The sequence below is a fragment of the Cellulosimicrobium sp. BMG9.22 genome, from assembly GCF_059159975.1.
Map to the genome: position 1 here is coordinate 63,350 of NZ_JBZGBY010000002.1, position 24,812 is coordinate 88,161.

At 72.8% G+C, this 24,812-nt stretch carries 21 protein-coding genes; 8 read left to right on the forward strand and 13 right to left on the reverse strand.

The features are described from left to right. Positions 1–99: 99 nt before the first annotated feature. Together xerD and AC4H2H_RS02190 are read right to left on the reverse strand one after the other, a co-directional pair. A complete protein-coding gene (gene xerD, locus AC4H2H_RS02185; RefSeq protein WP_494369180.1) occupies positions 100–1,059 on the reverse strand; it encodes a site-specific tyrosine recombinase XerD in 960 nt (319 codons plus the stop codon). A gap of 33 nt (positions 1,060–1,092) precedes the next feature. Next, positions 1,093–2,109, reverse strand: a complete 1,017-nt coding sequence (locus tag AC4H2H_RS02190; protein ID WP_494369181.1) for a heme o synthase — start codon at positions 2,107–2,109, stop codon at positions 1,093–1,095. 353 nt (positions 2,110–2,462) lie between these two features. On the opposite strand from AC4H2H_RS02190, the gene tkt reads away from it, so the two are divergent. The 5 genes from tkt to pgl all read left to right on the forward strand — a co-directional run bounded on the left by tkt (position 2,463) and on the right by pgl (position 9,427). Continuing rightward, the gene (tkt, locus tag AC4H2H_RS02195) at positions 2,463–4,625 is read left to right on the forward strand and encodes a transketolase (protein WP_494369182.1); all 2,163 of its coding nucleotides are present in this window, start codon (positions 2,463–2,465) and stop codon (positions 4,623–4,625) included. Positions 4,626–4,771: 146 nt separating this feature from the next. Then, a complete protein-coding gene (gene tal / locus AC4H2H_RS02200; RefSeq protein WP_494369183.1) occupies positions 4,772–5,917 on the forward strand; it encodes a transaldolase in 1,146 nt (381 codons plus the stop codon). A 168-nt stretch (positions 5,918–6,085) separates the two neighbouring features. Next, positions 6,086–7,627, forward strand: coding sequence for a glucose-6-phosphate dehydrogenase (gene zwf / locus AC4H2H_RS02205; RefSeq protein WP_494369184.1), 1,542 nt, complete (start codon positions 6,086–6,088; stop codon positions 7,625–7,627). A 112-nt stretch (positions 7,628–7,739) separates the two neighbouring features. Next, a complete protein-coding gene (opcA, locus tag AC4H2H_RS02210) occupies positions 7,740–8,657 on the forward strand; it encodes a glucose-6-phosphate dehydrogenase assembly protein OpcA (RefSeq protein WP_494369185.1) in 918 nt (305 codons plus the stop codon). Further along, positions 8,654–9,427: a 6-phosphogluconolactonase gene (pgl, locus tag AC4H2H_RS02215; protein ID WP_494369186.1), complete on the forward strand. Its 774-nt coding sequence runs from the start codon at positions 8,654–8,656 to the stop codon at positions 9,425–9,427. The genes opcA and pgl overlap by 4 nt, the downstream gene beginning before the upstream one ends. A gap of 85 nt (positions 9,428–9,512) precedes the next feature. Here pgl and AC4H2H_RS02220 read toward each other — a convergent pair whose 3' ends face one another. The 9 genes from AC4H2H_RS02220 to uvrC form a co-directional block, all read right to left on the reverse strand. Beyond that, positions 9,513–9,860: an RNA polymerase-binding protein RbpA gene (locus AC4H2H_RS02220; RefSeq protein WP_494369187.1), complete on the reverse strand. Its 348-nt coding sequence runs from the start codon at positions 9,858–9,860 to the stop codon at positions 9,513–9,515. 108 nt (positions 9,861–9,968) lie between these two features. Then, positions 9,969–10,211, reverse strand: coding sequence for a preprotein translocase subunit SecG (secG, locus tag AC4H2H_RS02225; protein ID WP_483776850.1), 243 nt, complete (start codon positions 10,209–10,211; stop codon positions 9,969–9,971). 219 nt (positions 10,212–10,430) lie between these two features. Continuing rightward, on the reverse strand, positions 10,431–11,204 hold the full coding sequence (gene tpiA / locus AC4H2H_RS02230; RefSeq protein ID WP_494369343.1) for a triose-phosphate isomerase: 774 nt from the start codon (positions 11,202–11,204) through the stop codon (positions 10,431–10,433). A 102-nt stretch (positions 11,205–11,306) separates the two neighbouring features. Continuing rightward, positions 11,307–12,506 carry a phosphoglycerate kinase gene (locus AC4H2H_RS02235; protein ID WP_494369188.1) on the reverse strand — a complete coding sequence of 400 codons (1,200 nt, stop codon included), beginning with the start codon at positions 12,504–12,506 and terminating at the stop codon, positions 11,307–11,309. Between the two features lie 157 nt (positions 12,507–12,663). Further along, positions 12,664–13,668, reverse strand: a complete 1,005-nt coding sequence (gene gap, locus AC4H2H_RS02240) for a type I glyceraldehyde-3-phosphate dehydrogenase (protein ID WP_494369189.1) — start codon at positions 13,666–13,668, stop codon at positions 12,664–12,666. Positions 13,669–13,989: 321 nt separating this feature from the next. After that, a complete protein-coding gene (whiA, locus tag AC4H2H_RS02245; RefSeq protein ID WP_494369190.1) occupies positions 13,990–14,970 on the reverse strand; it encodes a DNA-binding protein WhiA in 981 nt (326 codons plus the stop codon). Between the two features lie 60 nt (positions 14,971–15,030). Continuing rightward, positions 15,031–15,996 (reverse strand): gluconeogenesis factor YvcK family protein, encoded by a 966-nt coding sequence (locus tag AC4H2H_RS02250; protein ID WP_494369191.1) that lies wholly within the window; start codon positions 15,994–15,996, stop codon positions 15,031–15,033. 4 nt (positions 15,997–16,000) lie between these two features. Next, the gene (gene rapZ / locus AC4H2H_RS02255) at positions 16,001–16,939 is read right to left on the reverse strand and encodes an RNase adapter RapZ (protein WP_494369192.1); all 939 of its coding nucleotides are present in this window, start codon (positions 16,937–16,939) and stop codon (positions 16,001–16,003) included. Positions 16,940–16,959: 20 nt separating this feature from the next. Continuing rightward, entirely contained in the window at positions 16,960–19,059 is a 2,100-nt protein-coding gene (gene uvrC / locus AC4H2H_RS02260) for an excinuclease ABC subunit UvrC (RefSeq protein WP_494369193.1), read from the reverse strand. 133 nt (positions 19,060–19,192) lie between these two features. Here uvrC and AC4H2H_RS02265 point away from each other — a divergent pair, with 133 nt between their 5' ends. Further along, a complete protein-coding gene (locus AC4H2H_RS02265) occupies positions 19,193–19,678 on the forward strand; it encodes an OsmC family protein (RefSeq protein WP_494369194.1) in 486 nt (161 codons plus the stop codon). A 4-nt stretch (positions 19,679–19,682) separates the two neighbouring features. On the opposite strand, the gene uvrA is transcribed toward AC4H2H_RS02265, so the two are convergent. Then, positions 19,683–22,673, reverse strand: coding sequence for an excinuclease ABC subunit UvrA (gene uvrA / locus AC4H2H_RS02270; RefSeq protein WP_494369195.1), 2,991 nt, complete (start codon positions 22,671–22,673; stop codon positions 19,683–19,685). Between the two features lie 137 nt (positions 22,674–22,810). Here uvrA and AC4H2H_RS02275 point away from each other — a divergent pair, with 137 nt between their 5' ends. Both AC4H2H_RS02275 and AC4H2H_RS02280 read left to right on the forward strand, forming a co-directional pair. Next, positions 22,811–23,518, forward strand: a complete 708-nt coding sequence (locus AC4H2H_RS02275) for an MBL fold metallo-hydrolase (RefSeq protein ID WP_494369196.1) — start codon at positions 22,811–22,813, stop codon at positions 23,516–23,518. Positions 23,519–23,623: 105 nt separating this feature from the next. Continuing rightward, a complete protein-coding gene (locus tag AC4H2H_RS02280) occupies positions 23,624–23,923 on the forward strand; it encodes a YciI family protein (protein ID WP_494369197.1) in 300 nt (99 codons plus the stop codon). 42 nt (positions 23,924–23,965) lie between these two features. Here the strand turns inward: AC4H2H_RS02280 and AC4H2H_RS02285 are convergent, their stop codons facing one another. Further along, positions 23,966–24,772, reverse strand: a complete 807-nt coding sequence (locus AC4H2H_RS02285; RefSeq protein WP_494369198.1) for an SDR family NAD(P)-dependent oxidoreductase — start codon at positions 24,770–24,772, stop codon at positions 23,966–23,968. Between the last annotated feature and the right edge of the window lie 40 nt (positions 24,773–24,812).

Here is a 24,812-nt window from a genome sequence, read left to right on the forward strand (position 1 = left end):
CTCGGCCTGGCTGCTCACGTCCGCCACGGTATCGCAGGACCCTGCCGACGCTCGTGCGCACGCGCCCGCGCGCCGCGTTCCCGTCTGCGGGCGGAGGCGTCAGCCGAGCGCGCGCGGGTGCGCGGAGGCGTAGACCTCGCGCAGCGTGTCCGGCGTGACGAGCGTGTAGATCTGCGTCGTCGTCACCGAGGCGTGCCCGAGGAGCTCCTGGACTACGCGCACGTCCGCTCCCCCCGCGAGCAGGTGGGTCGCGAACGAGTGGCGCAGGGTGTGCGGCGAGATGCGCTCCGGGCGGTCGATGCCGGCGCGCTCGGCCGCCGTGCGGAGCACGGCCCAGGCGCTCTGGCGCGAGAGGCGCGCGCCGCGCGTGTTGAGGAACACAGCTGGCGTCCCGCGTCCGTGCGCCGCGAGGGCCGCCCGCCCGCGTACGAGGTAGGCGTCGAGCGCGCGGCGCGCGAACGACCCGACGGGAACGACGCGCTCCTTGCCGCCCTTGCCGAGCAGCCGCACCGCCCCCGAACCGAGGTCGAGGTCGTCGACGTCGAGGCTCACCGCCTCGGTGATCCGCGCGCCGGTCGAGTAGACGAGCTCCAGGAGCGCGCGGTCGCGCAGCGGCCCGGCGCCGTCGCCGAGGCCGGCGGCCTCGAGGATGCGCTCGACCTCGTCGGTCGAGATCGCCTTCGGCAGGCGCTTGCCCTGCGCGGGCGGCCGGACGTCCGCCGACGCGTCGGCGTCCGCGAGCCCCTCCGCGGTGCAGAACCGGTGCCAACCCCGCACGGCGGCCACCGACCGGGCCGTGGACGACGGCGAGAGGCTCGCGCCGCCGTCGGAGCCGGTACGCAGCGCCGTGACGTAGTCGCTGACGTCGCCGGGCTCCACGTCCCGGACGGCGTGGTTGCCGCGGGAGGCGAGGAAGGCGATGTAGCGCGCCAGGTCGCGCCGGTAGGCGGCGACGGTGTTCGCCGACAGGCCGCGCTCGACGGCGAGGTGGGCGAGGTACTCGCGCGCGGCGCGGTCGAGCGCGTCGGGCACGCGCGGCGCAGGCCCCGACCCGCTCACACCGACCTCGGCACGCCAGGGCTCACGCGGGACTCACAGAGGCAGGAAGACGTCGACCGCCACGACGACGAAGAGCAGCGTGAGGTAGGTGATCGAGGCGTGGAAGACCTTCATCTCCCCGACCTTGCCGCCCTTGCCGTCGGCCTTGTCCCGCGCACGACGCAGCATCGTCACGCACGACGAGAGGAACCACGCGCCGAGCGCCGTCGCGACGACCCCGTAGACCCACGTCATCCCCGCGAGGGGCCACAGGGCGAGCGACGACGCGACCATCGCGACGCCGTAGAGGATCATCTCGCGCGCGACCTTGCGGTCGTCCGCCACGACGGGGAGCATCGGCACGCCCGCGGTGGCGTAGTCGCGCTTGAACTTCATCGACAGCGGCCAGTAGTGCGGCGGCGTCCAGAAGAAGATGACGAGGAACAGGGCGAGCGCCGCCCAGCTCAGCGAGCCGGTGACGGCGGACCAGCCGATGAAGACCGGCATGCAGCCGGCGATCCCGCCCCACACGATGTTCTGCGGCGTCCGGCGCTTGAGGATCATCGTGTAGCCGACGACGTAGATGAGGATCGCCGCGAACGTGAGCCACGCGGAGACCACGTTGACGAGCAGCGCGAACCACACGAGCGACACGACGCCCAGGACCGTCGCGAAGACCAGCGCGGCACGCGGCGTCACCTCGCCCGTGACGAGCGGGCGCCGCTTGGTGCGGTTCATGACCTCGTCGATGTCGCGGTCGAGGTAGCAGTTGTAGACGTTCGCGGACGCGGCGGCGAGCGTCCCGCCGACGAGCGTGGCGAGGATGAGACCGATGCTCGGGAGCCCGCCCTGCGCGAGGATCATCGTGGGTACCGTGGTCACGAGCAGCAGCTCGATGATGCGCGGCTTCGTCAGCGCGACGTACGCGCCGAGCCGTTCACGCAGCGTGCGCGTCGCGCGCGCAGCCGCTTCCGTCGAGGCGACGGGTCCGCCGTGCGCGGGCCGCGGGGTCGACGCGGAGCTCGACGGGCTTCCGGTCCCGTCGATCGGTGCCTGGCTCGTGGTGTGCACGCGCTTCGGTGTTCCGTTCTGAGATGGGGGGCGAGCTGGGACGGACCGCCGGTCGTCCTCGCTCATCGTACGTCGCCGCCTGCGTCGGGACCGACCGGACCGGCCGGGCGATGGTGTGACTTCCGACCGAGATCCAGCACGTGGGCACCACCGGGCGAGTTCCCCCGGCGCGTATAGGCTGGGTGTCGCAACCGTCCCGCGGCGTACCGACCGTCACGACCTGTGACTCCGGTCGGCGCGGCAGGCACCCGGGCAGCCCCGCCGTCCGAGGCGCGAGGCCGGGAAGAGCTCAGCGGTTGCTTCGAGATGTCGCGAGGATCCGGGGCGCGCGCTCCGGACGGGAATGAGGTTCGGTGAACGCGTTGTCCCCTGCTCACACGCCCCTGGACTGGACGGACCTGGACGACCGGGCCGTCAAGGCGATCAAGGCGCTGGCCGCCGACGCCGTGGAGAAGGTCGGGAACGGCCACCCGGGCACCGCGATCTCGCTCGCGCCCGCCGCCTACCTCCTGTTCCAGAAGGCCATGCACCACGACCCGGCCGACTCCCACTGGGTGGGTCGCGACCGGTTCGTGCTCTCGGCGGGCCACTCGTCGCTCACGCTCTACCTCCAGCTCTTCCTCGCGGGCTACGGCCTCGAGATGGAGGACATCGGCGCGCTGCGCACGTGGGGCTCCAAGACCCCGGGCCACCCCGAGTACAAGCACACGAACGGCGTCGAGATCACGACCGGTCCGCTCGGGCAGGGCCTCGCGTCCGCGATCGGCATGGCGTTCGCCGCGCGCCGCGAGCGGGGTCTGCTCGACCCGTCGACGGCGCCGGGCGAGTCGCCCTTCGACCACCACATCTACGTCATCGCCTCCGACGGCGACCTGCAGGAGGGCGTGACCAGCGAGGCCTCGTCGCTCGCGGGGCACCAGCAGCTCGGCAACCTCGTCGTCATCTGGGACGACAACAAGATCTCCATCGAGGACGACACGGACATCGCCTTCACGGAGGACGTCCTCGCGCGCTACGAGGCGTACGGCTGGCACACCCAGCGCGTCGACTGGACCAACGGCGGCACCGGTTACGCGGAGGACGTCGACGTGCTCGCCGCCGCCGTCGACGCCGCCAAGGCCGAGACGGGCAAGCCCTCGATCATCGCGCTGCGCACGATCATCGGCTGGCCGTCGCCCACGAAGCAGAACACGGGCGGCATCCACGGCTCGGCCATGGGCGCCGACGAGGTGCGGGGGCTGAAGGTCGAGCTCGGTCTCGACGCCGAGGCGACGTTCGCCATCGACGACGAGGTCCTCGCCTACACGCGCGCCGTCGGCGAGCGCCAGGGCGAGCGCCGGGCCGCCTGGGACACCGCGTTCGAGGCGTGGAAGACCGCCAACCCGTCCGGCGCCGCGCTGCTCGAGCGCCTCTCGCGCCGCGAGCTGCCCGCCGGCTGGGAGGACTCCCTGCCGACGTTCGAGCCGGGCAAGGCCGTCGCCACGCGCGCCGCGTCGGGCAAGGTCCTCACCGCGCTCAAGGACGTGCTCCCCGAGCTCTGGGGCGGCTCGGCGGACCTCGCGGGCTCGAACAACACGACGATGGACGGCGAGCCGTCGTTCGTCCCCGTCGAGCACGCGACGAAGAAGTTCCCCGGCCACGAGTACGGCCGCACGCTGCACTTCGGCATCCGTGAGCACGCCATGGGCTCGATCCTCAACGGGATCGTGCTCCACGGCGGCACGCGCGCCTACGGCGGCACGTTCCTCACGTTCAGCGACTACATGCGCCCGGCCGTGCGCCTCGCCGCGCTCATGCAGATTCCGACGACGTTCGTCTGGACGCACGACTCCATCGGGCTCGGCGAGGACGGCCCGACGCACCAGCCGATCGAGCACCTCGCCGCGCTGCGCGCGATCCCGGGTCTCGACGTCGTGCGGCCCGCCGACGCCAACGAGGTCGCGTGGGCCTGGCGCACGATCCTCGAGACGACGGAGCGCCCGGCGGGCCTGATCCTCACGCGCCAGAACGTCCCGACGTTCCCGCGCGGCGAGGACGGCTTCGCCGACGCCTCGGGCACGGCCCGCGGCGGCTACGTGCTGGTCGACGCTGACGGCGAGCCCGACGTGATCCTGCTCGGCACCGGCTCCGAGGTCCAGCTCGCCGTCGAGGCGCGCGAGCTCCTCGCCGCCGAGGGCGTCCAGGCGCGCGTCGTGTCCCTGCCGAGCCGTGAGTGGTTCGACGCGCAGGACGACGCGTACCGCGAGTCGGTGCTGCCGGCGGCCGTGCGTGCGCGCGTCTCCGTCGAGGCGGGCGTCGCCCAGGGCTGGCGCGAGCTGGTCGGCGACGCCGGGCGCATCGTGAGCATCGAGCACTACGGCGCGTCGGCCGACTACCAGGTGCTCTACCGCGAGTTCGGCATCACGGCCGAGGCCGTGGCCGCCGCCGCTCGCGAGTCGCTCGCCGCGGCGCAGGGCGACGCCGCTCCCGGCGGCCCCGCGAAGCCCGTCGAGGGCGGCACTGGCGACCTCGCCTGACCGACCGTAGATTCCGAGGTGGGGCCCCGGTCCCGGCGCCCCACCTCGGATCCGCGCCGCGGGTCGACGACCCGCGGCACCCCGGCCGGGACGGATCACCGGGCCGCCCGTCGAGGGCGCCGGCGAGGTACCAGAGAGGACTCCTGATGACGCAGAGCACCGTCCCCGGACCGATCGAGCAGCTCACCCGGGCGGGGGTGTCGATCTGGCTCGACGACCTGTCCCGTGAACGGCTGCGGTCGGGCAACCTCGCCGAGCTCGTCGCGTCGCGCGGCGTCGTCGGCGTGACCACGAACCCCACGATCTTCGCCGCCGCGCTCTCGAAGGGCGACGCCTACGACGCCCAGCTCACGGAGCTCGCGGCCGGCGGCACCGACGACGCGGCGGTCGAGGCCGCCGTCGAGCGCATCACGACGGACGACGTGCGCGACGCGGCGGACCTGCTGCGCCCCGTGTACGACGCGACCGACGGCGTCGACGGGCGCGTGTCGATCGAGGTGGACCCGCGGCTGGCGAACCAGGACGCGGGGGCCACGGTCGAGGTCGCCGAGCGGCTGTGGCACACGATCGACCGCCCGAACGTCTTCATCAAGATCCCCGCCACCCTGCCGGGTCTCGAGGCGATCACGCGCACCCTCGCGCTCGGCATCAGCGTCAACGTCACGCTCATCTTCTCGCTCGAGCGCTACCGCGCGGTCATGGAAGCGTTCGCGACAGGGCTGGAGCGGGCTCGCGACGCCGGGATCGACCTCTCCCCCATCGGCTCGGTCGCGTCCTTCTTCGTCTCGCGCGTCGACACGGCCGTGGACGCGGCGCTGGAGAAGGTCGGCACGCCCGAGGCGCTCGACCTCCGCGGGCAGGCCGCGGTCGCCAACGCGCGCGCCGCCTTCGAGGCGTTCGAGGAGTTCCGCCGGACCGACCGCTGGCGCTCCCTGGCCGCGGCCGGCGCCCACCCCCAGCGCCCCCTCTGGGCGTCCACGGGGGTGAAGAACCCCGAGTACAAGGACACCCTGTACGTCGAGGAGCTCGTGACCGACGGGGTGGTCAACACCATGCCCGAGGGCACGCTCCAGGCGTTCGCGGACCACGGCGTCGTCACCGGCGACACCGTGACCGGGACGGCCGACGACGCGCGCCGCACCCTCGAGACCGTCGAGTCCCTCGGCGTGTCCCTCGTCGAGGTGACCGCCAGGCTCGAGGAGGAGGGCGTGCGCAAGTTCGAGGACAGCTGGACCGAGCTCCTCGAGACGACCCGGGACAACCTGCGCCGCGCTGCCGACGCGGCCTCCTGACCGCCTGCGCCCGCTCGCCGCTCGCGGCGGGCGGGCGTCCGACCTGCGGGAACGCTTCCGGCCACCGCGCAGCCACACGTATCATCCGCTACGCCCCCAGCAGTCCCCCGCACTCCCTCTGAACGCGACTAGTCCTCCGACCACCCTCGAACGGAACGGTGCCACCAGGTGAGACCGGCCAAGATCACGGCAGAGCACAACCCTCTGCGCGACCCCCTCGACCTGCGCCTGCCGCGGATCGCGGGCCCCTGCGGGCTCGTCATCTTCGGCGTGACGGGCGACCTCGCCCGCAAGAAGCTCATGCCCGCCGTCTACGACCTCGCCAACCGCGGGCTGCTCCCGCCGGGCTTCGCGCTCACGGGCTTCGCCCGGCGCGACTGGGAGGACCAGGACTTCGCGCAGGTCGTGCACGACGCCGTCAAGGAGCACGCCCGGACGCCGTTCCGCGAGGCCACGTGGCGCCAGCTCGCCGAGGGCATCCGGTTCGTCCAGGGCTCGTTCGACGACGACGACGCGTTCGAGCGCCTGCGCCAGACCGTCGAGACGCTCGACGCCGAGCGCGGCACCGGGGGCAACCACGCGTTCTACCTCTCGGTCCCGCCGAGCGCCTTCCCGGTCGTGTGCCGCCAGCTCGCGAGGTCCGGCCTGTCACGCTCCGAGGACGACGCCTGGCGGCGCGTCGTCATCGAGAAGCCGTTCGGTCACGACCTCGCCAGCGCGCGCGAGCTCGACGCGGTCGTCTCGGAGGTCTTCCCGCCCGACTCGGTGTTCCGCATCGACCACTACCTCGGCAAGGAGACGGTCCAGAACCTCCTCGCCCTGCGGTTCGCGAACCAGATGTTCGAGCCCATCTGGAACGCCAACTACGTGGACCACGTGCAGATCACGATGGCCGAGGACATCGGCATCGGCGGTCGTGCCGGGTACTACGACGGCATCGGCGCCGCGCGCGACGTCATCCAGAACCACCTGCTCCAGCTCCTCGCGCTCGTCGCGATGGAGGAACCCGTCTCGTTCGACGCCCCGTCCCTGCGGGCCGAGAAGATCAAGGCGCTCTCCGCCGTGCGGCTGCCGCGCGACCTGTCCAAGCACACCGCCCGCGGGCAGTACGCCGCCGGCTGGCAGGGCGGCGAGGAGGTCATCGGGTTCCTCGAGGAGGACGGCATCCCCGACTCCTCCACGACGGAGACCTACGCCGCGGTCCGCGTCGACATCGACAACCGCCGCTGGGCGGGCGTGCCGTTCTACCTGCGCACCGGCAAGCGCCTCGGCCGCCGCGTGACCGAGGTCGCCGTCGTGTTCAAGAAGGCGCCGCACCTGCCCTTCGAGACGTCGCAGGCGTCCGACCTCGGCAACAACGCGCTCGTCATCCGCGTCCAGCCGGACGAGGGCGTGACGATGCGCTTCGGCGCCAAGGTCCCGGGCACCGCGATGGAGGTGCGCGACGTGACGATGGACTTCGGCTACGGCCACGCGTTCACCGAGTCCTCCCCCGAGGCCTACGAACGGCTCATCCTCGACGTCCTGCTCGGCGACCCGCCGCTCTTCCCGACGCGCGAGGAGGTCGAGCTGTCCTGGAAGATCCTCGACCCGATCACCGCGCACTGGGCGGCCAGGGGGAAGCCCGAGGCCTACCGGTCCGGCACGTGGGGGCCTGCGACGGGCGACGCGATGCTCGAGCGCGACGGCCGCGCCTGGCGGCGTCCGTGAGCGCCCCCGCGGCACCGACGGCCGCCGTCACCGGCGTCGTCACGGTCCGCCGCTCCCGCCCTGAGCGCTCCCCCGAGAGCGCCGTGACCCCGCGACCGACGAGGACCCCGCGATGATCATCGACCTGCCCGACACGACGACGAACGCGGTCAACAAGCGCCTCGTGCGCCTGCGCGACGAGGGCGGCGCGATCGCCCTGGGGCGCGTGCTCACGCTCGTCGTCGTCGCGCGCGAGTCCGACGTCGAGACGTCGATCGAGGCGGCCAACGACGCGAGCCGCGAGCACCCCTGCCGCGTCATCGTCGTCGCGCCGTCCGGCCGGCGCAGCGACCCGCACCTCGACGCCCAGATCCGCGTCGGCGGCGACGCGGGAGCCTCCGAGGTCGTGGTCCTGCGGACCGCCGGCCCGATGCTCGAGCACACGGACACGCTCGTCATGCCGCTCCTGCTGCCCGACGCGCCGATCGTCGTGTGGTGGCCCGGCGAGCCGCCCGCGTCGCCCGACGACGACCCCGTCGGCGCGATGGCCCAACGACGCATCACCGACTCGATCACCTCCAAGGACCCCGAGGCGGTGCTCGACCAGCTCGCGACGACGTACGGCCCGGGCGACTCCGACCTCGCCTGGGCGCGCGTCACGCTCTGGCGCGGACTGATCGCCGCGGCGCTCGACCAGCCGCCGTTCGAGCCGGTGACGCGGGTCGTCGTCGAGGGCCAGGCCAAGCACACGTCGCTCGACCTGCTCGCGGCGTGGCTCGGGTCGCGGCTGCGCTGCCCGGCGGAGGTCGTGCGCCGCCGCGGGGCCGAGGCGATCACCAAGGTCACGCTCGAGCGCAGGAGCGGGCCCATCGTCCTCGACCGGCCCGACGGGCGCACCGTGACGATCAGCCAGCCCGGCAAGCCGGACCGCCGCGTCGCGCTGCCGATCCGGACGCTCAGCGAGGCGCTCATCGAGGAGCTGCGGCGCCTCGACCCGGACGAGATCTACGGCGAGGTGCTCACCAAGGGCCTGCAGAAGGTCGGCGCGTGAGCGGGCAGCCGGCGGGCAACGCCTCGCACTCGCGGCTCGTCGTCGTCCATCCCGACGCCGGTGCGCTCGCCGAGGCGGTCGCGTCCCGGCTGGTCACGCGGATCCTCGACGTGCAGTCGGTCCGCCGTCCCGTCCACGTCGTGCTCACGGGCGGGAGCGTCGGCATCGCGAGCCTCGCGGCCCTCGCCCGCCACCCGGTGCGCGACGCCGTCGACTGGACGGGGGTGCACCTCTGGTGGGGCGACGAGCGGTTCCTGCCCGCCGGAGACCCGGAGCGCAACGAGACGCAGGCCCGCGACGCGCTGCTCGACCAGCTCCCGAACCTCCCCGCAGAGAACGTGCACGCGATGCCCGCGGCGGACGTCGCGTCGACACCGGAGGACGCCGCGGAGACCTACGCGGGCACGCTCGCGGCGCACGCGCCGGCCGGTGCGGCCGTCCCCGCCTTCGACGTGCTGGTGCTCGGCATGGGTCCCGACGGGCACGTGGCGTCCCTCTTCCCGGGCCACCCGGGCCTGGACGTCACGGGGGTCGCGACGGCGGGGGTCCACGGCTCGCCGAAGCCGCCGCCCGAGCGGGTCACGCTGACGTTCGAGGCGATCGCCGCGGCGCACCAGGTGTGGGTCGTGGCCGCCGGTGCCGAGAAGGCGCCCGCGGTGGCCTCCGCCCTCGCCGGGGCCCCGGTCCACGAGACGCCTGCCGCGGGCGTCGCCGGGACGGAACGCACGCTCTGGCTCCTGGACGCGGCGGCGGCGGGCACGTCCGCCTGACCCCTCCGGCCGGCCACGCGCCACGCGACGACGAGCGCCCCACCGGATCTCCGGTGGGGCGCTCGTCGTCGTCCTGCGTCGGGCCTCAGACGCCGCGACGGGCTCGCAGCGCTGCGAGCGCCTCGTCGAGGATCGCCACGCCGTCGGCGTCCGATCGACGCTCCTTCACGTAGGCGAGGTGCGTCTTGTACGGCTCGTTGCGCGACGGCGACGGGGGGTGCTCCCGGTCCTGGCCCGCGGGAAACCCGCACCGCGGGCAGTCCCACGTCTCGGGCGCCTCGATGTCGGCCTCCGAGGAGAAGCTCGGCCGGGTCTCGTGCCCGTTCGCGCACCAGTACGAGACCCCGAAGCGTGGTGCGATCTCGCCCCGCTCGGACTCCCCGAGCGGGCCCGCTCCCACCCGCGACCCACGGATCGCGCTACCACCTGCCACGTGCTCTCCCCCGTCCGCGCCGTCACCGGCACTCGATCCTGCCCGGCCGCGCCGTCGCGGCTCCGGCTCGTCCTGTGACGAGCCCGCGCCCCGACGGGGCGCGCGGGTTCAGCTCACCTTCTGGATCAGTCCCAGGAGCACGATGACGACCGCCCACACCAGGGCGAAGGACACCGTGATCCGGTTGAGGTTGCGCTCGGCGACGCCGGAGCTGCCCACCGAGCTCGAGATCCCGCCGCCGAACATGTCGGAGAGGCCGCCGCCCTTGCCCTTGTGCAGGAGCACGAGCAGGGTGAGGAAGGCGCTCGTGAGCACCAGGAGGATCAGGAGGATGATGCGCAGCACGTCCACGAGTACGTCCTTGAGGTTCAGGGCCGGCCCGACCATCGTCGGGACGACCGCACGGTTGTCGTGGGCAGGCGTGACCTGCCGCACAGGGGACAAGAGTAGGTGACGCGAGGCCGTCGGGGCCAACCCCGGTCCGCGTCGTCTCACCGCTGGTCACACCGGGGTGTGCTCCCGCGGTCCGAAGGGTGTCCGGACCGCGGGAGCCCGGGGTCGTGGCGAGGATCAGGCGCCGGTCGCGTGCGACTGGTAGCGCGCGATCTTGGCGAACTCCTCCGGGTCGAGGCTCGCGCCGCCGACGAGCGCGCCGTCGACGTCGGGCTGCGCCATGATCGCGGCGACGTTCGACGACTTCACCGAGCCGCCGTACAGGACGCGCGTCGCGTCCGCGAGCCCGGCGTCGTACAGGTCGCCGAGGGCACCGCGGATCGCGCCGCAGACCTCCTGGGCGTCCTCCGGCGTCGCGACCTCGCCCGTGCCGATGGCCCAGACGGGCTCGTAGGCGATGACGAGCGTCGCGAGCTGCGCGGCGGGGATGCCCGCGAGCGCACCCTCGACCTGGGCGAGCGTGTGGGAGATCTGCTCACCGGCCTTGCGCACGTCCAGGCCCTCGCCGACGCAGAGGATCGGGGCGATGCCCTGCCCGACGGCGGCGACGATCTTGGCGTTCACCAGGGCGTCGGTCTCGGCGTGGTACTGGCGGCGCTCCGAGTGGCCGATCGCCACGTAGCTCGTGCCGAGCTTCGCGAGCATGGTCGCCGAGATCTCACCCGTGTACGCGCCCTCGGCGTGCGCCGAGACGTCCTGCGCGCCGTACTTGAGCTCGAGCTTGTCCGCGTCGACGAGCGTCTGCACCGAGCGCAGGTCGGTGAACGGCGGGAGCACGGCGACCTCGACGGCCGCGTGGTCGTGCTTCGCGTCCTTGAGGGTCCACGCGAGCTTCTGCACGGTGTGGGTCGCCTGGTGGTGGTCCAGGTTCATCTTCCAGTTGCCCGCCATGAGCGGGGTGCGGTTGTTCGCCACGGTCGTTCTTCTCTCTGTGGGGGATACGCGCCGCCCCGTGCTGGCGGGGCGGCGCGTGAGGGTGGTTCGGGAGGGCGCTCAGCCCTCGAGGACGGAGATGCCGGGCAGGTCCTTGCCCTCGAGGAACTCGAGGCTCGCGCCGCCGCCTGTCGAGATGTGGCTGAAGCCCGCCTCGTCGAAGCCGAGGATGCGGACGGCGGCGGCGGAGTCGCCGCCCCCGACGATCGTGAACGCGCCGTTCCCGGTCGCGTCGACGAGGGCCTGCGCGACCGCGCGCGTGCCGCCCGAGAACGCGTCGAACTCGAAGACACCCGCGGGGCCGTTCCACACGACCGTCTTCGCGTCCGCGATCTTGCTCGCGAAGAGCTGCGCCGAGTCGGGGCCGATGTCGAGGCCGATCGTGTCCGCCGGGATCGCGTCCGCGGCGACGACCGCGTGCGGGGCGTCGGCGGCGAACGAGTCCGCCGCGACGATGTCGGTGGGCAGGACGATCTCCACGCCGTTCTTCTCGGCGTCCGCGAGGTAGCCCTTCACGGTGTCGATCTGGTCCTCCTCGAGGAGGGACTTGCCGACGCCGTAGCCCTGGGCGGCGAGGAACGTGAAGACCATGCCACCGCCGATGAGCAGGCGGTCGGCCTTGGTGAGCAGGTTCGCGATGACACCGAGCTTGTCGGAGACCTTCGAGCCGCCGAGCACGACGACGTACGGTCGCGCCGGGTCCTCGGTCGCCTTGCGCAGCGAGTCGACCTCCTTGAGGACGAGCTCGCCGACGGCGGACGGGAGCACCTTCGCCACGTCGTACACCGACGCCTGCTTGCGGTGCACCACGCCGAAGCCGTCGGACACGAACGCGTCGGCGAGGCCCGCGAGGTCGTTCGCGAGCGACTGCCGCTCGGCCTCGTCCTTCGACGTCTCGCGCGCGTCGAAGCGGATGTTCTCGAGGAGGGCGACCTCGCCCTCGCCGAGCGCGTCGACGGTCTCGTGCGCCGACGGGCCGACGACGTCCTTCGCCAGGTGCACGGGCACGCCGAGCAGCTCGCCCAGGCGCGCGGCCACGGGCGCCAGGGAGTACTTCGCGTCCGGCTCGCCCTTGGGGCGGCCGAGGTGCGCCGTGACGATCACCTTCGCGCCGGCGTCGGTCAGCCTCGTGAGCGTCGGCAGGGCGGCGCGGATGCGGCCGTCGTCCGTGATGGTCGTCCCGTCGAGCGGGACGTTGAAGTCGGAGCGGACGAGGACGCGCTTGCCGCGCAGGTCGCCCAGGGAGTCGATGGTCAACATGTGGTCTCCTACGGTTCGGTCGCCGTCGTGCGGCGGTCCGGTCGTCGACCGGTCCGGCCCGCACATGAGGACGTCCGCGTGCGCGTCACCGGCCGTGGCCGGGACGCGCACGCGGACGCATGGTGCTACGCAGTGCTGTGCTGCGCGAGCGGCAGTCTCAGAGCTTCTCGCCGACCAGCTGGGTCAGCGCGACGAGGCTGTTCGAGTAGCCCCACTCGTTGTCGTACCAGGAGACGACCTTGACCTGGTCGCCGATCACCTTGGTGAGCTTCGAGTCGAAGATGCTCTGGTGCGGGTTGGTGACGATGTCGCTCGACACGATCTCGTCCTCGACGTACTCGAGGACGCCCTTGAGGGGGCCCTCGGCCGCAGCCTTGAGCGCCGCGTTGACCTCGTCCACGGTGACCTCGCGCGAGGCGGTGAACGTGAGGTCGGTCGCCGAGCCCGTGATGACCGGCACGCGGAGCGCGTAGCCGTCGAGCTTGCCCTTGAGCTCCGGGAGGACGAGCGACACGGCCTTGGCCGCACCCGTCGAGGTCGGGACGATGTTCTGCGCGGCGGCACGGGCGCGACGCAGGTCGCGGTGCGGGCCGTCCTGCAGGTTCTGGTCACCGGTGTACGCGTGGATCGTGGTCATGAGACCACGCTCGATGCCGATCGAGTCGTTGAGCGCCTTCGCCAGCGGGGCGAGGCAGTTCGTGGTGCACGACGCGTTCGAGATGATGTGGTGCGCGGCCGGGTCGTACTGGTCCGAGTTCACGCCGACGACGAACGTCGCGTCCTCGTTCTTCGCCGGGGCGGAGATGATGACCTTCTCGGCGCCGCCGTCGATGTGCGCCTTCGCCTTCGTGGCGTCCGTGAAGAAGCCGGTCGACTCGATGACGATGTCGGCACCCAGCTCGCCCCAGGGGAGGTTCGCGGGGTCACGCTCGGCGAGGGCACGGATCTTCTTGCCGTCGACGATGATGTTCTCGTCGTCGAAGTCCACGCTCAGCGGGAAACGGCCGAGGACCGTGTCGTACTTGAGCAGGTGCGCGAGCGTCTCGTTGTCCGTGAGGTCGTTGACGCCCACGATCTCGATGTCGGCGCCCGACGCCACGATGGCGCGGTAGAAGTTCCGTCCGATACGACCGAAGCCGTTGATACCGACGCGGATGGTCACAATGCCCTCCTCAGGGCGCGCCGGTTTGGTCCCGACGCACACGGTTGATGCCGAACGATCACGTACACCGTCGTACGCAGGTGGTGATGGCGCCCGCGCCCCGCTGCCCGATTCTCGGCACAGCACCCTCCGTGCCCGCGGGCCGTCACGGCGACAGCCGGGACCACCCACGCCCACGAGGGGTGTCAGCGAAGGAGCACGTCGTTGTCACCTGACGCGTCCGAGCCTATACCAACACCACGCCGACATGTGACCTGGATCCCACGCCTCGGGACCGTCGTCCCACCGGTGCGTGACGTCCACGCCCGCCGCCGGTCCACGTCAGAGGTCGAGGAGCTCCGGGCTCAGACCCGCCTCGGTGTCGGGGATGCCGAGCTCCGCCGCACGCTTGTCGGCCGTCGACAGGAGGCGGCGGATGCGGCCGGCGACCGCGTCCTTCGTGAGCGGCGGGACCGCGAGCTGACCGAGCTCCTCGAGCGACGCCTCCTTGTGGGCGAGGCGCAGCTCGCCGGCCTCGCGCAGGTGGTCGGGCAGGTCCGGCCCGAGGATCTCGAACGCGCGCTCGACCCGGGCGCCCGCGGCGACCGCGGCCCGGGCCGACCGGCGCAGGTTCGCGTCGTCGAAGTTCGCGAGGCGGTTGGCGGTGCCGCGCACCTCGCGACGCGCGCGTCGTTCCTCCCACACCAGGACCGCCTCGTGCGCGCCGAGGCGCGTGAGGAGCGCGCTGATCGCGTCACCGTCACGGATGACCACGCGGTCCACGCCGCGCACCTCGCGGGACTTGGCGGACACGCCCAGCCGCCGCGCCGCGCCGACGAGCGCGAGCGCCGCCTCCGGTCCGGGGCACGTCACCTCGAGCGCCGACGAGCGTCCCGGCTCGGTGAGCGACCCGTGCGCGAGGAACGCGCCGCGCCATGCGGCCTCCGCCTCCTCGATCCCGCCGGACACCACCTGCGGGGGCAGTCCGCGCACCGGGCGTCCGCGCCCGTCGAGCAGGCCCGTCTGGCGGGCGAGGGACTCGCCGTCGCGCACGACCCGCACGACGTAGCGGCTGCTCTTGCGCAGGCCCCCGGCGGAGACGACGATCAGCTCGCTCGTGTGCCCGTACACGTCGGCGATCGTCTCGCGCAGCCGGCGCGCCGCGATCGCGGTGTCGAGCTCCGCCTCGATGACGACGCGACCCGAGATGAGGTGCAGCCCGCCCGAGAAGCGGAGCATCGCGGAGACCTCCGCCTTGCGGCACGACGTCTTGTCCACCCGCAGCCGAGCCAGCTCGTCCTTCACCTGTGCCGTGAGCGCCATGCGGGACATCCTGCCACCGATGCCCGGACCGGGCGGGCCGCACGAAGGGTGAGGACGTCGTCAGGGGGCGGGCGTGCCCACGTCCCCGAGGAAGTCGTCGAAGACGTCACGGTATGCGGCGGCGAGCCGCAGCGGGTCGTGCGTGGGCGTCCCGTCCCCGCGCCGCACCTGGCGCAGCAGCAGCCGGGCGCCCATGCGTGCCGCCGCGTCCGCGAGCTGTTCCGTGTCCTCGACGGCCGACGGATCGGCCACGACGGCGTCGACCCGCAGCCCGGGGTCGTGCTTGTGGAGCGCCTCGAGGTGGTCGGTCGCCGAGAGCCCGTACGTCTCCCCCGCATCGCTCGAGAGGTTGAGCGTGATGCACCGGCGGGCTTCGGTCTCGTGCAGCGCCCGTGCCAGCTCGGGGACGAGCAGGTGCGGCATCACCGACGAGAACCACGACCCCGGTCCGAGCACGACCCAGTCGGCCTCGCGGACCGCCTGCACCGCCTCGGGGCACGCCGGCGGGTCCGCGGGCACGAGGCGCAGCTGTTCGATGCGACCGTGCGTCACCGCGACGAGGCTCTGCCCGACGACGGTCTCGAGCTGGTCGCCGGTCCGCACGTCCGCCTCGATGCCCAGCGGCACGGCCGCCATGGGGAGCACGCGCCCCCGCGCGCCGAGGAGCTTGCCGACCCAGTCGAGCCCGGCGACCGGGTCGTCGAGCAGCTCCCACAGCGCGACGATGAGCAAGTTGCCCACGGCGTGGTTGTCGAGGTCGCCCTCCGAGGTGAAGCGGTGCTGCAGGAGCGCGCTCCACGTGCGGCCCCACTCCGAGTCGTCGCACAGCGCCGCGAGCGCCATGCGCAGGTCGCCCGGGGGCAGCACCCCGAGCTCGGAGCGCAGGCGCCCGGACGAGCCGCCGTCGTCGGCGACCGTGACGACGGCGGTGAGCCGGTCGGACATGAGGCGCAGCGCGGACAGGCTCGCGGACAGGCCGTGCCCGCCGCCCAGGGCGACGACGGCGGGGTTGCGCAGGGCGACCACGGGCCTACTCCTTGCCGAGGTCGCGCGCGGTCACGGTGACGCGCTGGCCCTGCGCGCGCAGGCGCGCCGCGATCGCCTCGCTGATCGCGACCGAGCGGTGCTTGCCGCCCGTGCAGCCGACGGCGATCGTCACGTAGCGCTTCTCCTCGCCGAGGTAGCCGGCGAGCACCGGCTCGAGCGCGTTCACGTACCGGTCGACGAACTCGAGGGCGCCGGGTCGCTCGAGCACGTAGTCGCGCACGGGGGCGTCGCGGCCCGTGAGGTGGCGCAGCTCGGTGATCCAGTAGGGGTTGGCGAGGAAGCGCACGTCGACGACGTGGTCCGCGTCGAGCGGCAGCCCGTACTTGAAGCCGAACGACACGATGTTGATCCGCAGCGTGTCCGGCGTGCCGTCCGCGACGGCGGCGCGCACCTCGCGAGCGAGGTCGTGGACGTTGAGCTCCGAGGTGTCGATGACGACGTCGGCCCGCTCCTCGAGGCTCGCGAGCAGTCGGCGCTCCTCGGCCAGCCCTTCGAGGATCCGTCCGCCGCCCTGCAGCGGGTGCGGGCGACGCACCTGCTCGTAGCGGCGCACGAGCACCTCGTCCGACGCGTCGAGGAAGAGGATGCGGTAGAAGACGCCGTTCTGGCGCAGGTGGTCGAGCACCTCGACCAGGTCCGTGAAGAACTCGCGCCCGCGCACGTCCACGACGGCGGCGATGCGCTCGAGCGTGGACCCGGACCGGGTCATGAGGTCGACGAGCGGGACGATCATGCGCGGCGGCAGGTTGTCCACCACGTACCAGTCGAGGTCCTCGAGGACGGCGGCGGCGCGCGAGCGTCCCGCGCCCGACATGCCGGTGATGATCAGCACCTCGGCCTCGCGGCGCTCGGGCGGGTGCGTCGCAGCCTCGATCGCCGGGATGCCGCTCGGGACCGTGATCGGGGAGGGTTCCGGTCTCATGGGACCAGCATGCCAGCCGTTCACGCGCGGGCGGCGGCGCCGTCGTCCGCCGGAGTGTCCGCGCGCACCTCCCCGGTACCGAGAGCCGCGACGACCGCCTGCGCCGTCCGCTCCCCCATGCCCCGCACGCTCGCGATCTCCTCGACGCTCGCCGCGCGCAGCCGCTTGAGCGAGCCGAAGTGCCGGAGCAGCGCGCTCTTGCGCGCCGGGCCCAGGCCGGGCACGTCGTCGAGGGCGGACGCGGTCATCCCCTTGCTGCGCTTCTTGCGGTGCTGCGTGATCGCGAAGCGGTGCGCCTCGTCGCGGACCCGCTGGAGCAGGTACATGCCCTCCGACGAGCGCTGGAGGATCACCGGGTAGTCCTCGCCCGGGAGCCACACCTCCTCGAGCCGCTTGGCGAGCCCGCACAGCGCGACGTCGTCGACGCCCAGGTCCGCGAGCGCCCGGGCCGCCGCGGCGACCTGGGGCGGGCCGCCGTCGACCACGACGAGGTTGGGCGGGTAGGCGAACCGGGCGCGCCGGTCCACGGGCGCCTCCGGGTCCACCTCGCCGCTGCGCGGGACGTAGCCGGCGGCCTCGGCGGCGCTCTCGGCCCGCCTGCTCGCCGGGTCGCTGCCGTCGGCGACGTCGTCGGCCTCGAGGTCCATCTCCACCTCCCCCGAGCGGGAGCGGTCGGAGAGGTAGCGCTTGAAGCGGCGCGAGATCACCTCGTACATCGCCGCGGTGTCGTCCGCGGCACCCTCGCCGTCCGGCCCGCGCACCGTGAAGTGACGGTATTCGCTCTTGCGCGCCAGGCCGTCCTCGAAGACGACCATCGACGCGACCTGGTAGGTGCCCTGGTTGTGCGAGACGTCGTAGCACTCGATGCGCAGGGGCGCGGTGTCGAGCTCGAGCGCCTCCTGGATCTCGCGCAGAGCGAGGCTGCGCGTCGTGAGGTCACCTGCGCGGCGCGTGCGGTGGAGCGCGAGGGCGTGCTCGGCGTTGGCACGGACCGTCGCCGCGAGCTCCTTCTTGTCGCCGCGCTGCGGCACGCGCACGTCGACACGAGCGCCCCGCAGCCCGGACAGCCAGGTGGTCACCTGGTCCTGGTCGGGCGGCAGGACGGGGACGAGGACCTCGCGCGGGACGACGTCGCGCGCCCCGGCGGCACCAGCACTGCCCGCGGCCGCCGCGGCGGCCTCCTCGGCCGCGCCGTACACCTGCTGCAGGAGGTGCTCGACGAGCTCGGCGTCCGTGACGTCCTCGACCTTCTCCACGATCCAGCCGCGCTGGCCGCGGATGCGACCGCCGCGCACGTGGAACACCTGGACGGCGGCCTCGAGCTCGTCGCCCACGAGCGCGAACACGTCGGCGTCGGTGCCGTCACCCAGCACGACGGCGTTCTTCTCCGTCGCGCGCTGGAGCGCGGCGATGTCGTCGCGCAGCCGGGCCGCGGCCTCGTACTCCTGGGCCGCGGCCGCCTCGCTCATCTTGCGCTCCAGGCGCCGCACGAAGCGCTGCGTGTCCCCCGCCATGAAGTCGCAGAAGTCCTCCGCGAGCGCCTTGTGGTCCTCGGGCGTGATGCGCCCGACGCACGGCGCCGAGCACTTGTCGATGTAGCCGAGCAGGCACGGGCGGCCCGTCTGGTGCGCCCGCTTGAAGACCCCCGAGGAGCACGTGCGCACCGGGAACACCCGCAGGAGGAGGTCGAGCGTCTCGCGGATCGCCCAGGCGTGGCCGTACGGGCCGAAATAGCGCGTGCCGGGTCGCTTGGCGCCGCGCATGACCTGCGCGCGGGGGAACTCCTCCCCCATCGTCACCGCGAGGTACGGGTAGGACTTGTCGTCGCGGTACTTGACGTTGAACCGCGGGTCGAACTCCTTGATCCACGTGTACTCGAGCGCGAGCGCCTCGACCTCGGTGCCGACGACGGTCCACTCCACCGACGCGGCGGTGGTCACCATCGTCTGGGTGCGGTGGTGCAGGTTCGCGACGTCCTGGAAGTAGTTCGACAACCGCGCACGCAGGTTCTTCGCCTTGCCGACGTAGATGACGCGGCCGTGCTCGTCGCGGAACCGGTAGACGCCCGGCGACGTGGGGATCTCCCCCGGCGCAGGGCGGTACGTCGCGGGGTCAGCCATGTGCTCCAGCCTAGGTCAGACCACCGACGGTCCGGTGGCGCACGAGGTGCGGGTGGGCGGGTGGGGGTGGTGGGTGCGGCCGGCTCGCCGGGTCGCGGTGTGGCCCCCGTCACCGCCCGCTAGGGTGACGGCCATGAGCGCACAGCACGGGTACACCACGACCGTCCGGTGGACGGGCGCGGGCGAGGCGGGAACCGCGTCCTACACGTCGTACAGCCGCGACCACGACGTCCTGCTCGCCGGCCGTCCGCCGCTGCCCGGGTCGTCCGACCCCGCGTTCCGCGGCGACCCGACGCGCTACAGCCCCGAGGAGCTGTTCGTCGTGAGCCTGTCGCAGTGCCACATGCTCTGGTTCCTCCACGTCGCTGCCGCGGCCGGGGTCGTCGTCCGGGAGTACGTCGACGAGGCGACGGGCACGATGCGCGTCGAGTCGCGCGGCGAGGGACAGTTCACGGACGTGACGCTGCACCCGCGGGTCGTGGTCGACGACGGACCGGGCAGCGACGACGCGTCGCTCGCCGTGCTGCACCACCGTGCGCACGACCACTGCTTCATCGCGCGCTCGGTGAACTTCCGCGTGCTCGTCGAGCCGGCGCCCGCGCGTCGCACGGCCGCCTGACCGTCTACGCCGCCGACGCCTTGCGGCGGGAACCGGCCTTCGTACCCTCGCCCGTGGCTCGGCGCGCCGTCGCCGATCGGGCCTTCGTGCCCTTGGCTGCGGGAGCCGGCGTCTCCCCGCCCGTCGCCGACGAGGCTCCGACCGGCACGGGCCCGTGCTTGTCGAGGACCCCGGCGAGGAACCGGCCCGTGTGGCTGGCCTCGACACGGGCGATCTCCTCGGGCGTCCCCTGCGCGACGACCTTGCCGCCGCCGGAGCCGCCCTCGGGGCCCATGTCGACGACCCAGTCGGCGCTCTTGATGACGTCGAGGTTGTGCTCGATGACGAGCACCGAGTTCCCCTTGTCGACGAGCGACTGCAGCACGCCGAGCAGCTTGCGGATGTCCTCGAAGTGCAGGCCCGTCGTCGGCTCGTCGAGCACGTAGATCGTGCGACCGGTCGAGCGCTTCTGCAGCTCGCTCGCGAGCTTCACGCGCTGCGCCTCGCCCCCCGAGAGCGTCGGGGCCGGCTGACCCAGGCGGACGTACCCGAGGCCGACCTCGGCGAGCGTCTTGAGGTGCCGCGAGATCGCGGGCACGGCCGCGAAGAACTCCGCCGCCTCCTCGATCGGCATGTCGAGCACGTCCGCGACCGTCTTGCCCTTGAAGTGCACCTCGAGCGTCTCGCGGTTGTACCGCGCCCCGTGGCAGACCTCGCACGGCACGTAGACGTCGGGCAGGAAGTTCATCTCGATCTTCAACGTGCCGTCTCCCGAGCAGGCCTCGCAGCGCCCGCCCTTGACGTTGAACGAGAAGCGCCCGGGCGTGTAGCCACGGACCTTCGCCTCCGTGGTCTCCGCGAAGAGCTTGCGCACGTGGTCCCACACGCCCGTGTACGTCGCCGGGTTCGAACGCGGCGTGCGGCCGATGGGCCCCTGGTCGACGTGCACCACCTTGTCGAGGTGGTCGAGCCCGGTCACGCGCGTGTGCCTGCCGGCGACCTGGCGGGCGCCGTTGAGCTCGTTCGCGAGGACGGTGTAGAGGATGGAGTTGACCAGCGTCGACTTGCCCGAGCCCGAGACCCCCGTCACCGCGGTGAGCGTGCCCAGCGGGAAGCTCACGTCGATGCCGGTGAGGTTGTGCTCGCGGGCACCGACGACCTTGACCTGACGGTCCGGGTCGGTGGGACGACGCTCCGCCGGGAGCGGGATGCTCCGGCGACCCGAGAGGTAGGCGCCCGTCACCGACTCCGGCGCCTCGAGCAGCCCCGCGTAGTCCCCCGAGTGCACGACACGGCCGCCGTGCTCCCCGGCGCCGGGGCCGATGTCGACGATCCAGTCCGCCGTGCGGATGGTGTCCTCGTCGTGCTCGACGACGATCAGCGTGTTCCCGAGGTCGCGGAGCCGGGTGAGGGTCTCGATGAGGCGGCGGTTGTCGCGCTGGTGCAGCCCGATGCTGGGCTCGTCGAGCACGTAGAGCACGCCGACGAGTCCCGAGCCGATCTGCGTCGCGAGCCGGATGCGCTGCGCCTCGCCGCCGGACAGCGTCGCGGCGGGCCGCTCGAGCGACAGGTAGTCGAGGCCCACGTCGAGCAGGAAGCCGAGCCGCGCGTCGATCTCCTTGAGCACCTCGGTCGCGATGGCGCGCTCGCGGACGCCCAGCTCGAGCGCCCCCAGGAAGGCGGCCGCCTCACGCAGCGGCAGGCGGCACACGTCCCAGATCGACCGGCCGCCCACCTTGACGGCGAGGACCTCGGGCTTGAGGCGCGCGCCCTGGCAGACCGGGCACGGGACCTCGCGCATGAAGGCCTCGTACTTCTCCTTCGACCAGTCGGACTCGGTCTCGCTGTGCCGGCGCTCGAGGAACGTGATCACGCCCTCGAACCCCGTCGAGTACTGGCGCTCGCGCCCCCAGCGGTTCTTGTAGCGGACGTGGACCTGGTGGTTCTGCCCGTGCAGCACGGCCTTCTTCGCGCGCTCGGGCAGCGCCCGCCACGGGGTGTCCATCGAGAAGCCCAGGTCGTCCGCGAGCGCGGTGAGGACGCGCTCGAAGTACTCCGAGGAGACCTGTGCCCAGGGTGCGATCGCGCCCTCGGCGAGCGACTTCTCCTCGTCCGGGATGACGAGGTCGGGGTCGACCTCGAGCCGGAAGCCGATGCCGGTGCACTCGGGGCACGCGCCGTACGGCGCGTTGAAGGAGAACGTGCGCGGCTCGATCTCGTCGAGCGCGAGCTCGTGGTCGTTGGGGCACGCGCGCTTCTCCGAGAAGCGCCGCTCGCGCGCCGGGTCGTCCGCGTCGGCGTCGACGAGCTCCACGACGACGAGCCCTCCGGCCAGGCCCAGCGCGGTCTCGACCGAGTCGGTGAGCCGGCGCTGCACGCCCTCGCGCGCGACGAGGCGGTCGATGACGACCTCGATGTCGTGCTTGAGCTTCTTCTCGAGCACGGGCGGGTCGGTCAGCGTGCGCACCTCGCCGTCGACGCGGGCGCGCGCGAAGCCCTTCGCCTGGAGCTCCTTGAACAGCTCGGAGTACTCACCCTTGCGGCCACGGACGACCGGCGCGAGCACCTGGTAGCGCGTCCCCTCGGGCAGCTCGAGCAGCCGGTCGACGATCTGCTGCGGCGTCTGCGCGGTCACGCGCTCGCCGCACACCGGGCAGTGCTGCGTCCCCGCGCGCGAGAAGAGGAGGCGCAGGTAGTCGTAGACCTCGGTGATGGTCCCCACGGTCGAGCGCGGGTTACGGTTCGTGGACTTCTGGTCGATCGATACAGCGGGCGACAAGCCCTCGATGAAGTCGACGTCCGGCTTGTCCATCTGCCCGAGGAACTGGCGGGCGTACGCCGACAGGGACTCGACGTACCGTCGCTGCCCCTCCGCGAAGATGGTGTCGAACGCGAGCGAGGACTTGCCCGAGCCCGAGAGCCCCGTGAAGACGATGAGCTGGTCGCGCGGGAGGTCGAGGTCGACGTTGCGCAGGTTGTGCTCGCGGGCACCGGAGATGACGAGGCGTTTGCTCACCGCAGCATCGTACGACCGACCACCCACACTCGCACACGTGTTCGACGTGACGTTCGCCGTTCCCTCACCGGAGGACGACGACAGCCACGCGGGGTCCCGGCCCGTCCTGCGCGCGAAGGGGGGGCAGACTGGGATGCATGGGCTATTCGGGTGACGTCACGGTGGGTGGACCGAGCGACCTGCGACGACTCGACGAGATCGACGTCCGCAAGCTCGCCGTCGGCGCGCTCGCGAACAACGCCTACCTCCTCACCTGCCGCCGCAGCGGGGCCCAGGTGCTCGTCGACGCCGCCGACTCCCCCGACGACGTCCTCGCGCTCGTGCGCGAGGGGTCGCCGTCCGCGCGGCTGGACCTGGTCGTCACCACGCACCGGCACCTCGACCACCTGCGCGCGCTGGCGTCCGTCGTCGCCGTCACCGGTGCGACCACCGCCGCCGGCGCCGAGGACGCCGACGCCGTCGCGGCGAGCGCGGACGTGCACCTCCCCCGGCGCCTGCACCACGGGGACGTCCTGACGGTCGGGGACCTGCGGCTCGAGGTCGTCGCGCTGCGCGGCCACACGCCAGGTTCCATAGCGCTCGCGTACCGCGAGCCGGACGAGGTCGAGGCGGACGACGCCGTCGCCCGCCGGGTCCATCTCTTCACCGGCGACTCGCTCTTCCCCGGTGGTGTGGGGAACACGGATCGGGACCCGGCGCGGTTCGCCCGGCTCCTCGGCGACGTCGTCGAGCGCGTCTTCGACCGGTACGACGACGCGACCTGGGTCTACCCGGGGCACGGCGCCGACACGACGCTCGGGGCGGAGCGGCCGCACCTCGAGGAGTGGCGCCGACGGGGCTGGTGACGCGTCGGCAGCACGGCCGCGGCACGGGCGCGGCACGGGCGATTGCGGTGACCGGCTCACGGAACGGTCGCGCCCGCCGTCGGGCACGGCTGGTTCACTGAGCCCATGCCGATCCACGCCGTGACCTACGTCTACGCCGACCGCGCCGCCGAGCTCGACGCCCTGCGCCCCGAGCACCGCGCGTTCCTCGCCGACCTCTACGCCCGCAGGACGCTCCTCGCATCCGGGCCGCTGCCCGCGCACGACGGCGCGCCGGCCGGCGCGCTGCTCGTCCTCGACGGGGCGTCGCCCGACGACGTGGCCCGCACGCTCGACGCGGACCCGTTCGCCGCGGCCGGGCTGATCGCCGAGCGCACGGTCCGCCCGTGGTCGCCGGTCATCGGGGACTGGGCCGACCGGGTCTAACGGCCCGGGAGTCCCAGGCGGCTCCTTCCGGGTGGGTTCCGCTCAGTCGTACGCCGTCCAGGGGTCCACCCGGACGCGCTCGTCGACCGCCTCCGCGTCGGCGCCGACGACCACGCGCCAGTCGCCGCGGGCGACGGCGTCCAGGATCGTCGTCGCTGCCGAGGCGCTCGACACCGGCTGGTAGTCGGCGAAGAGCGCACCGAGAGCGCGCCGCCACGTGCGAAGCGGTGCCGGCATGCCGGTCCGGACGTGCCCGGGCAGGACCAGGACCGCGGAGAGGTGCGGCGCGTTCGCTCGGAAGTCGACGATCAGCGACTCGGTGAACCCGCGCACCGCGAACTTCGCCGAAGAGTACGCGGTGTGCGGGGAGCGCGTGCCGAGGCTCGCCCAGAGGGCGTTGACCGAGGCTACGTTGACCACGGCGCCCCGGTCTGCGGCCAGGAGCATCGGGAGGAGCTCGCGGGTGCAGTGATAAGTGCCGTCCCACGCGACGGCGAAGGTGCGTTCCCACTCGTCGGGCGGCGAGGTGACGAAGGACGTCCCCCCGACGGTGGCGGCGTTGTTGAACAGCAGATGGACGGAGTCGCAGTCGTGGGTCTCGGCCACGTCCTGCGGGAGCCGGCGCACGGCGTCCCGATCGGCGACGTCGAGCACGTGCGCCGTCACCGTGACGCCGGTGTTGATCGCCTGTGCCCGACGGACCGCGGTACGAAGCGCGTCGCCGTTCACGTCGCAGGCGGCGACATGGGCTCCCCGGCGGACGAGCTCAAGCACCAGGTCTCGGCCGATCCCCGACGCCGCACCCGTGACGACGGCGCGTCGACCTCGCAGGTCGGAGAGTCCAGCCACGTGGCCACCCTGCCACACGCCGGCCTTCGTCGCGGTCGCC

Coding starts and splice junctions, on each gene's coding strand:
- opcA (WP_494369185.1), top strand. CDS start 7,740: ATGATCATCGACCTGCCCGACACGACGACGAACGCGGTCAACAAGCGC.
- AC4H2H_RS02280 (WP_494369197.1), top strand. CDS start 23,624: ATGCCGATCCACGCCGTGACCTACGTCTACGCCGACCGCGCCGCCGAG.
- AC4H2H_RS02235 (WP_494369188.1), bottom strand. CDS start 12,506: ATGTTGACCATCGACTCCCTGGGCGACCTGCGCGGCAAGCGCGTCCTC.
- AC4H2H_RS02275 (WP_494369196.1), top strand. CDS start 22,811: ATGGGCTATTCGGGTGACGTCACGGTGGGTGGACCGAGCGACCTGCGA.
- tal (WP_494369183.1), top strand. CDS start 4,772: ATGACGCAGAGCACCGTCCCCGGACCGATCGAGCAGCTCACCCGGGCG.
- AC4H2H_RS02265 (WP_494369194.1), top strand. CDS start 19,193: ATGAGCGCACAGCACGGGTACACCACGACCGTCCGGTGGACGGGCGCG.
- rapZ (WP_494369192.1), bottom strand. CDS start 16,939: ATGAGACCGGAACCCTCCCCGATCACGGTCCCGAGCGGCATCCCGGCG.
- tpiA (WP_494369343.1), bottom strand. CDS start 11,204: ATGGCGGGCAACTGGAAGATGAACCTGGACCACCACCAGGCGACCCAC.
- uvrC (WP_494369193.1), bottom strand. CDS start 19,059: ATGGCTGACCCCGCGACGTACCGCCCTGCGCCGGGGGAGATCCCCACG.
- whiA (WP_494369190.1), bottom strand. CDS start 14,970: ATGGCGCTCACGGCACAGGTGAAGGACGAGCTGGCTCGGCTGCGGGTG.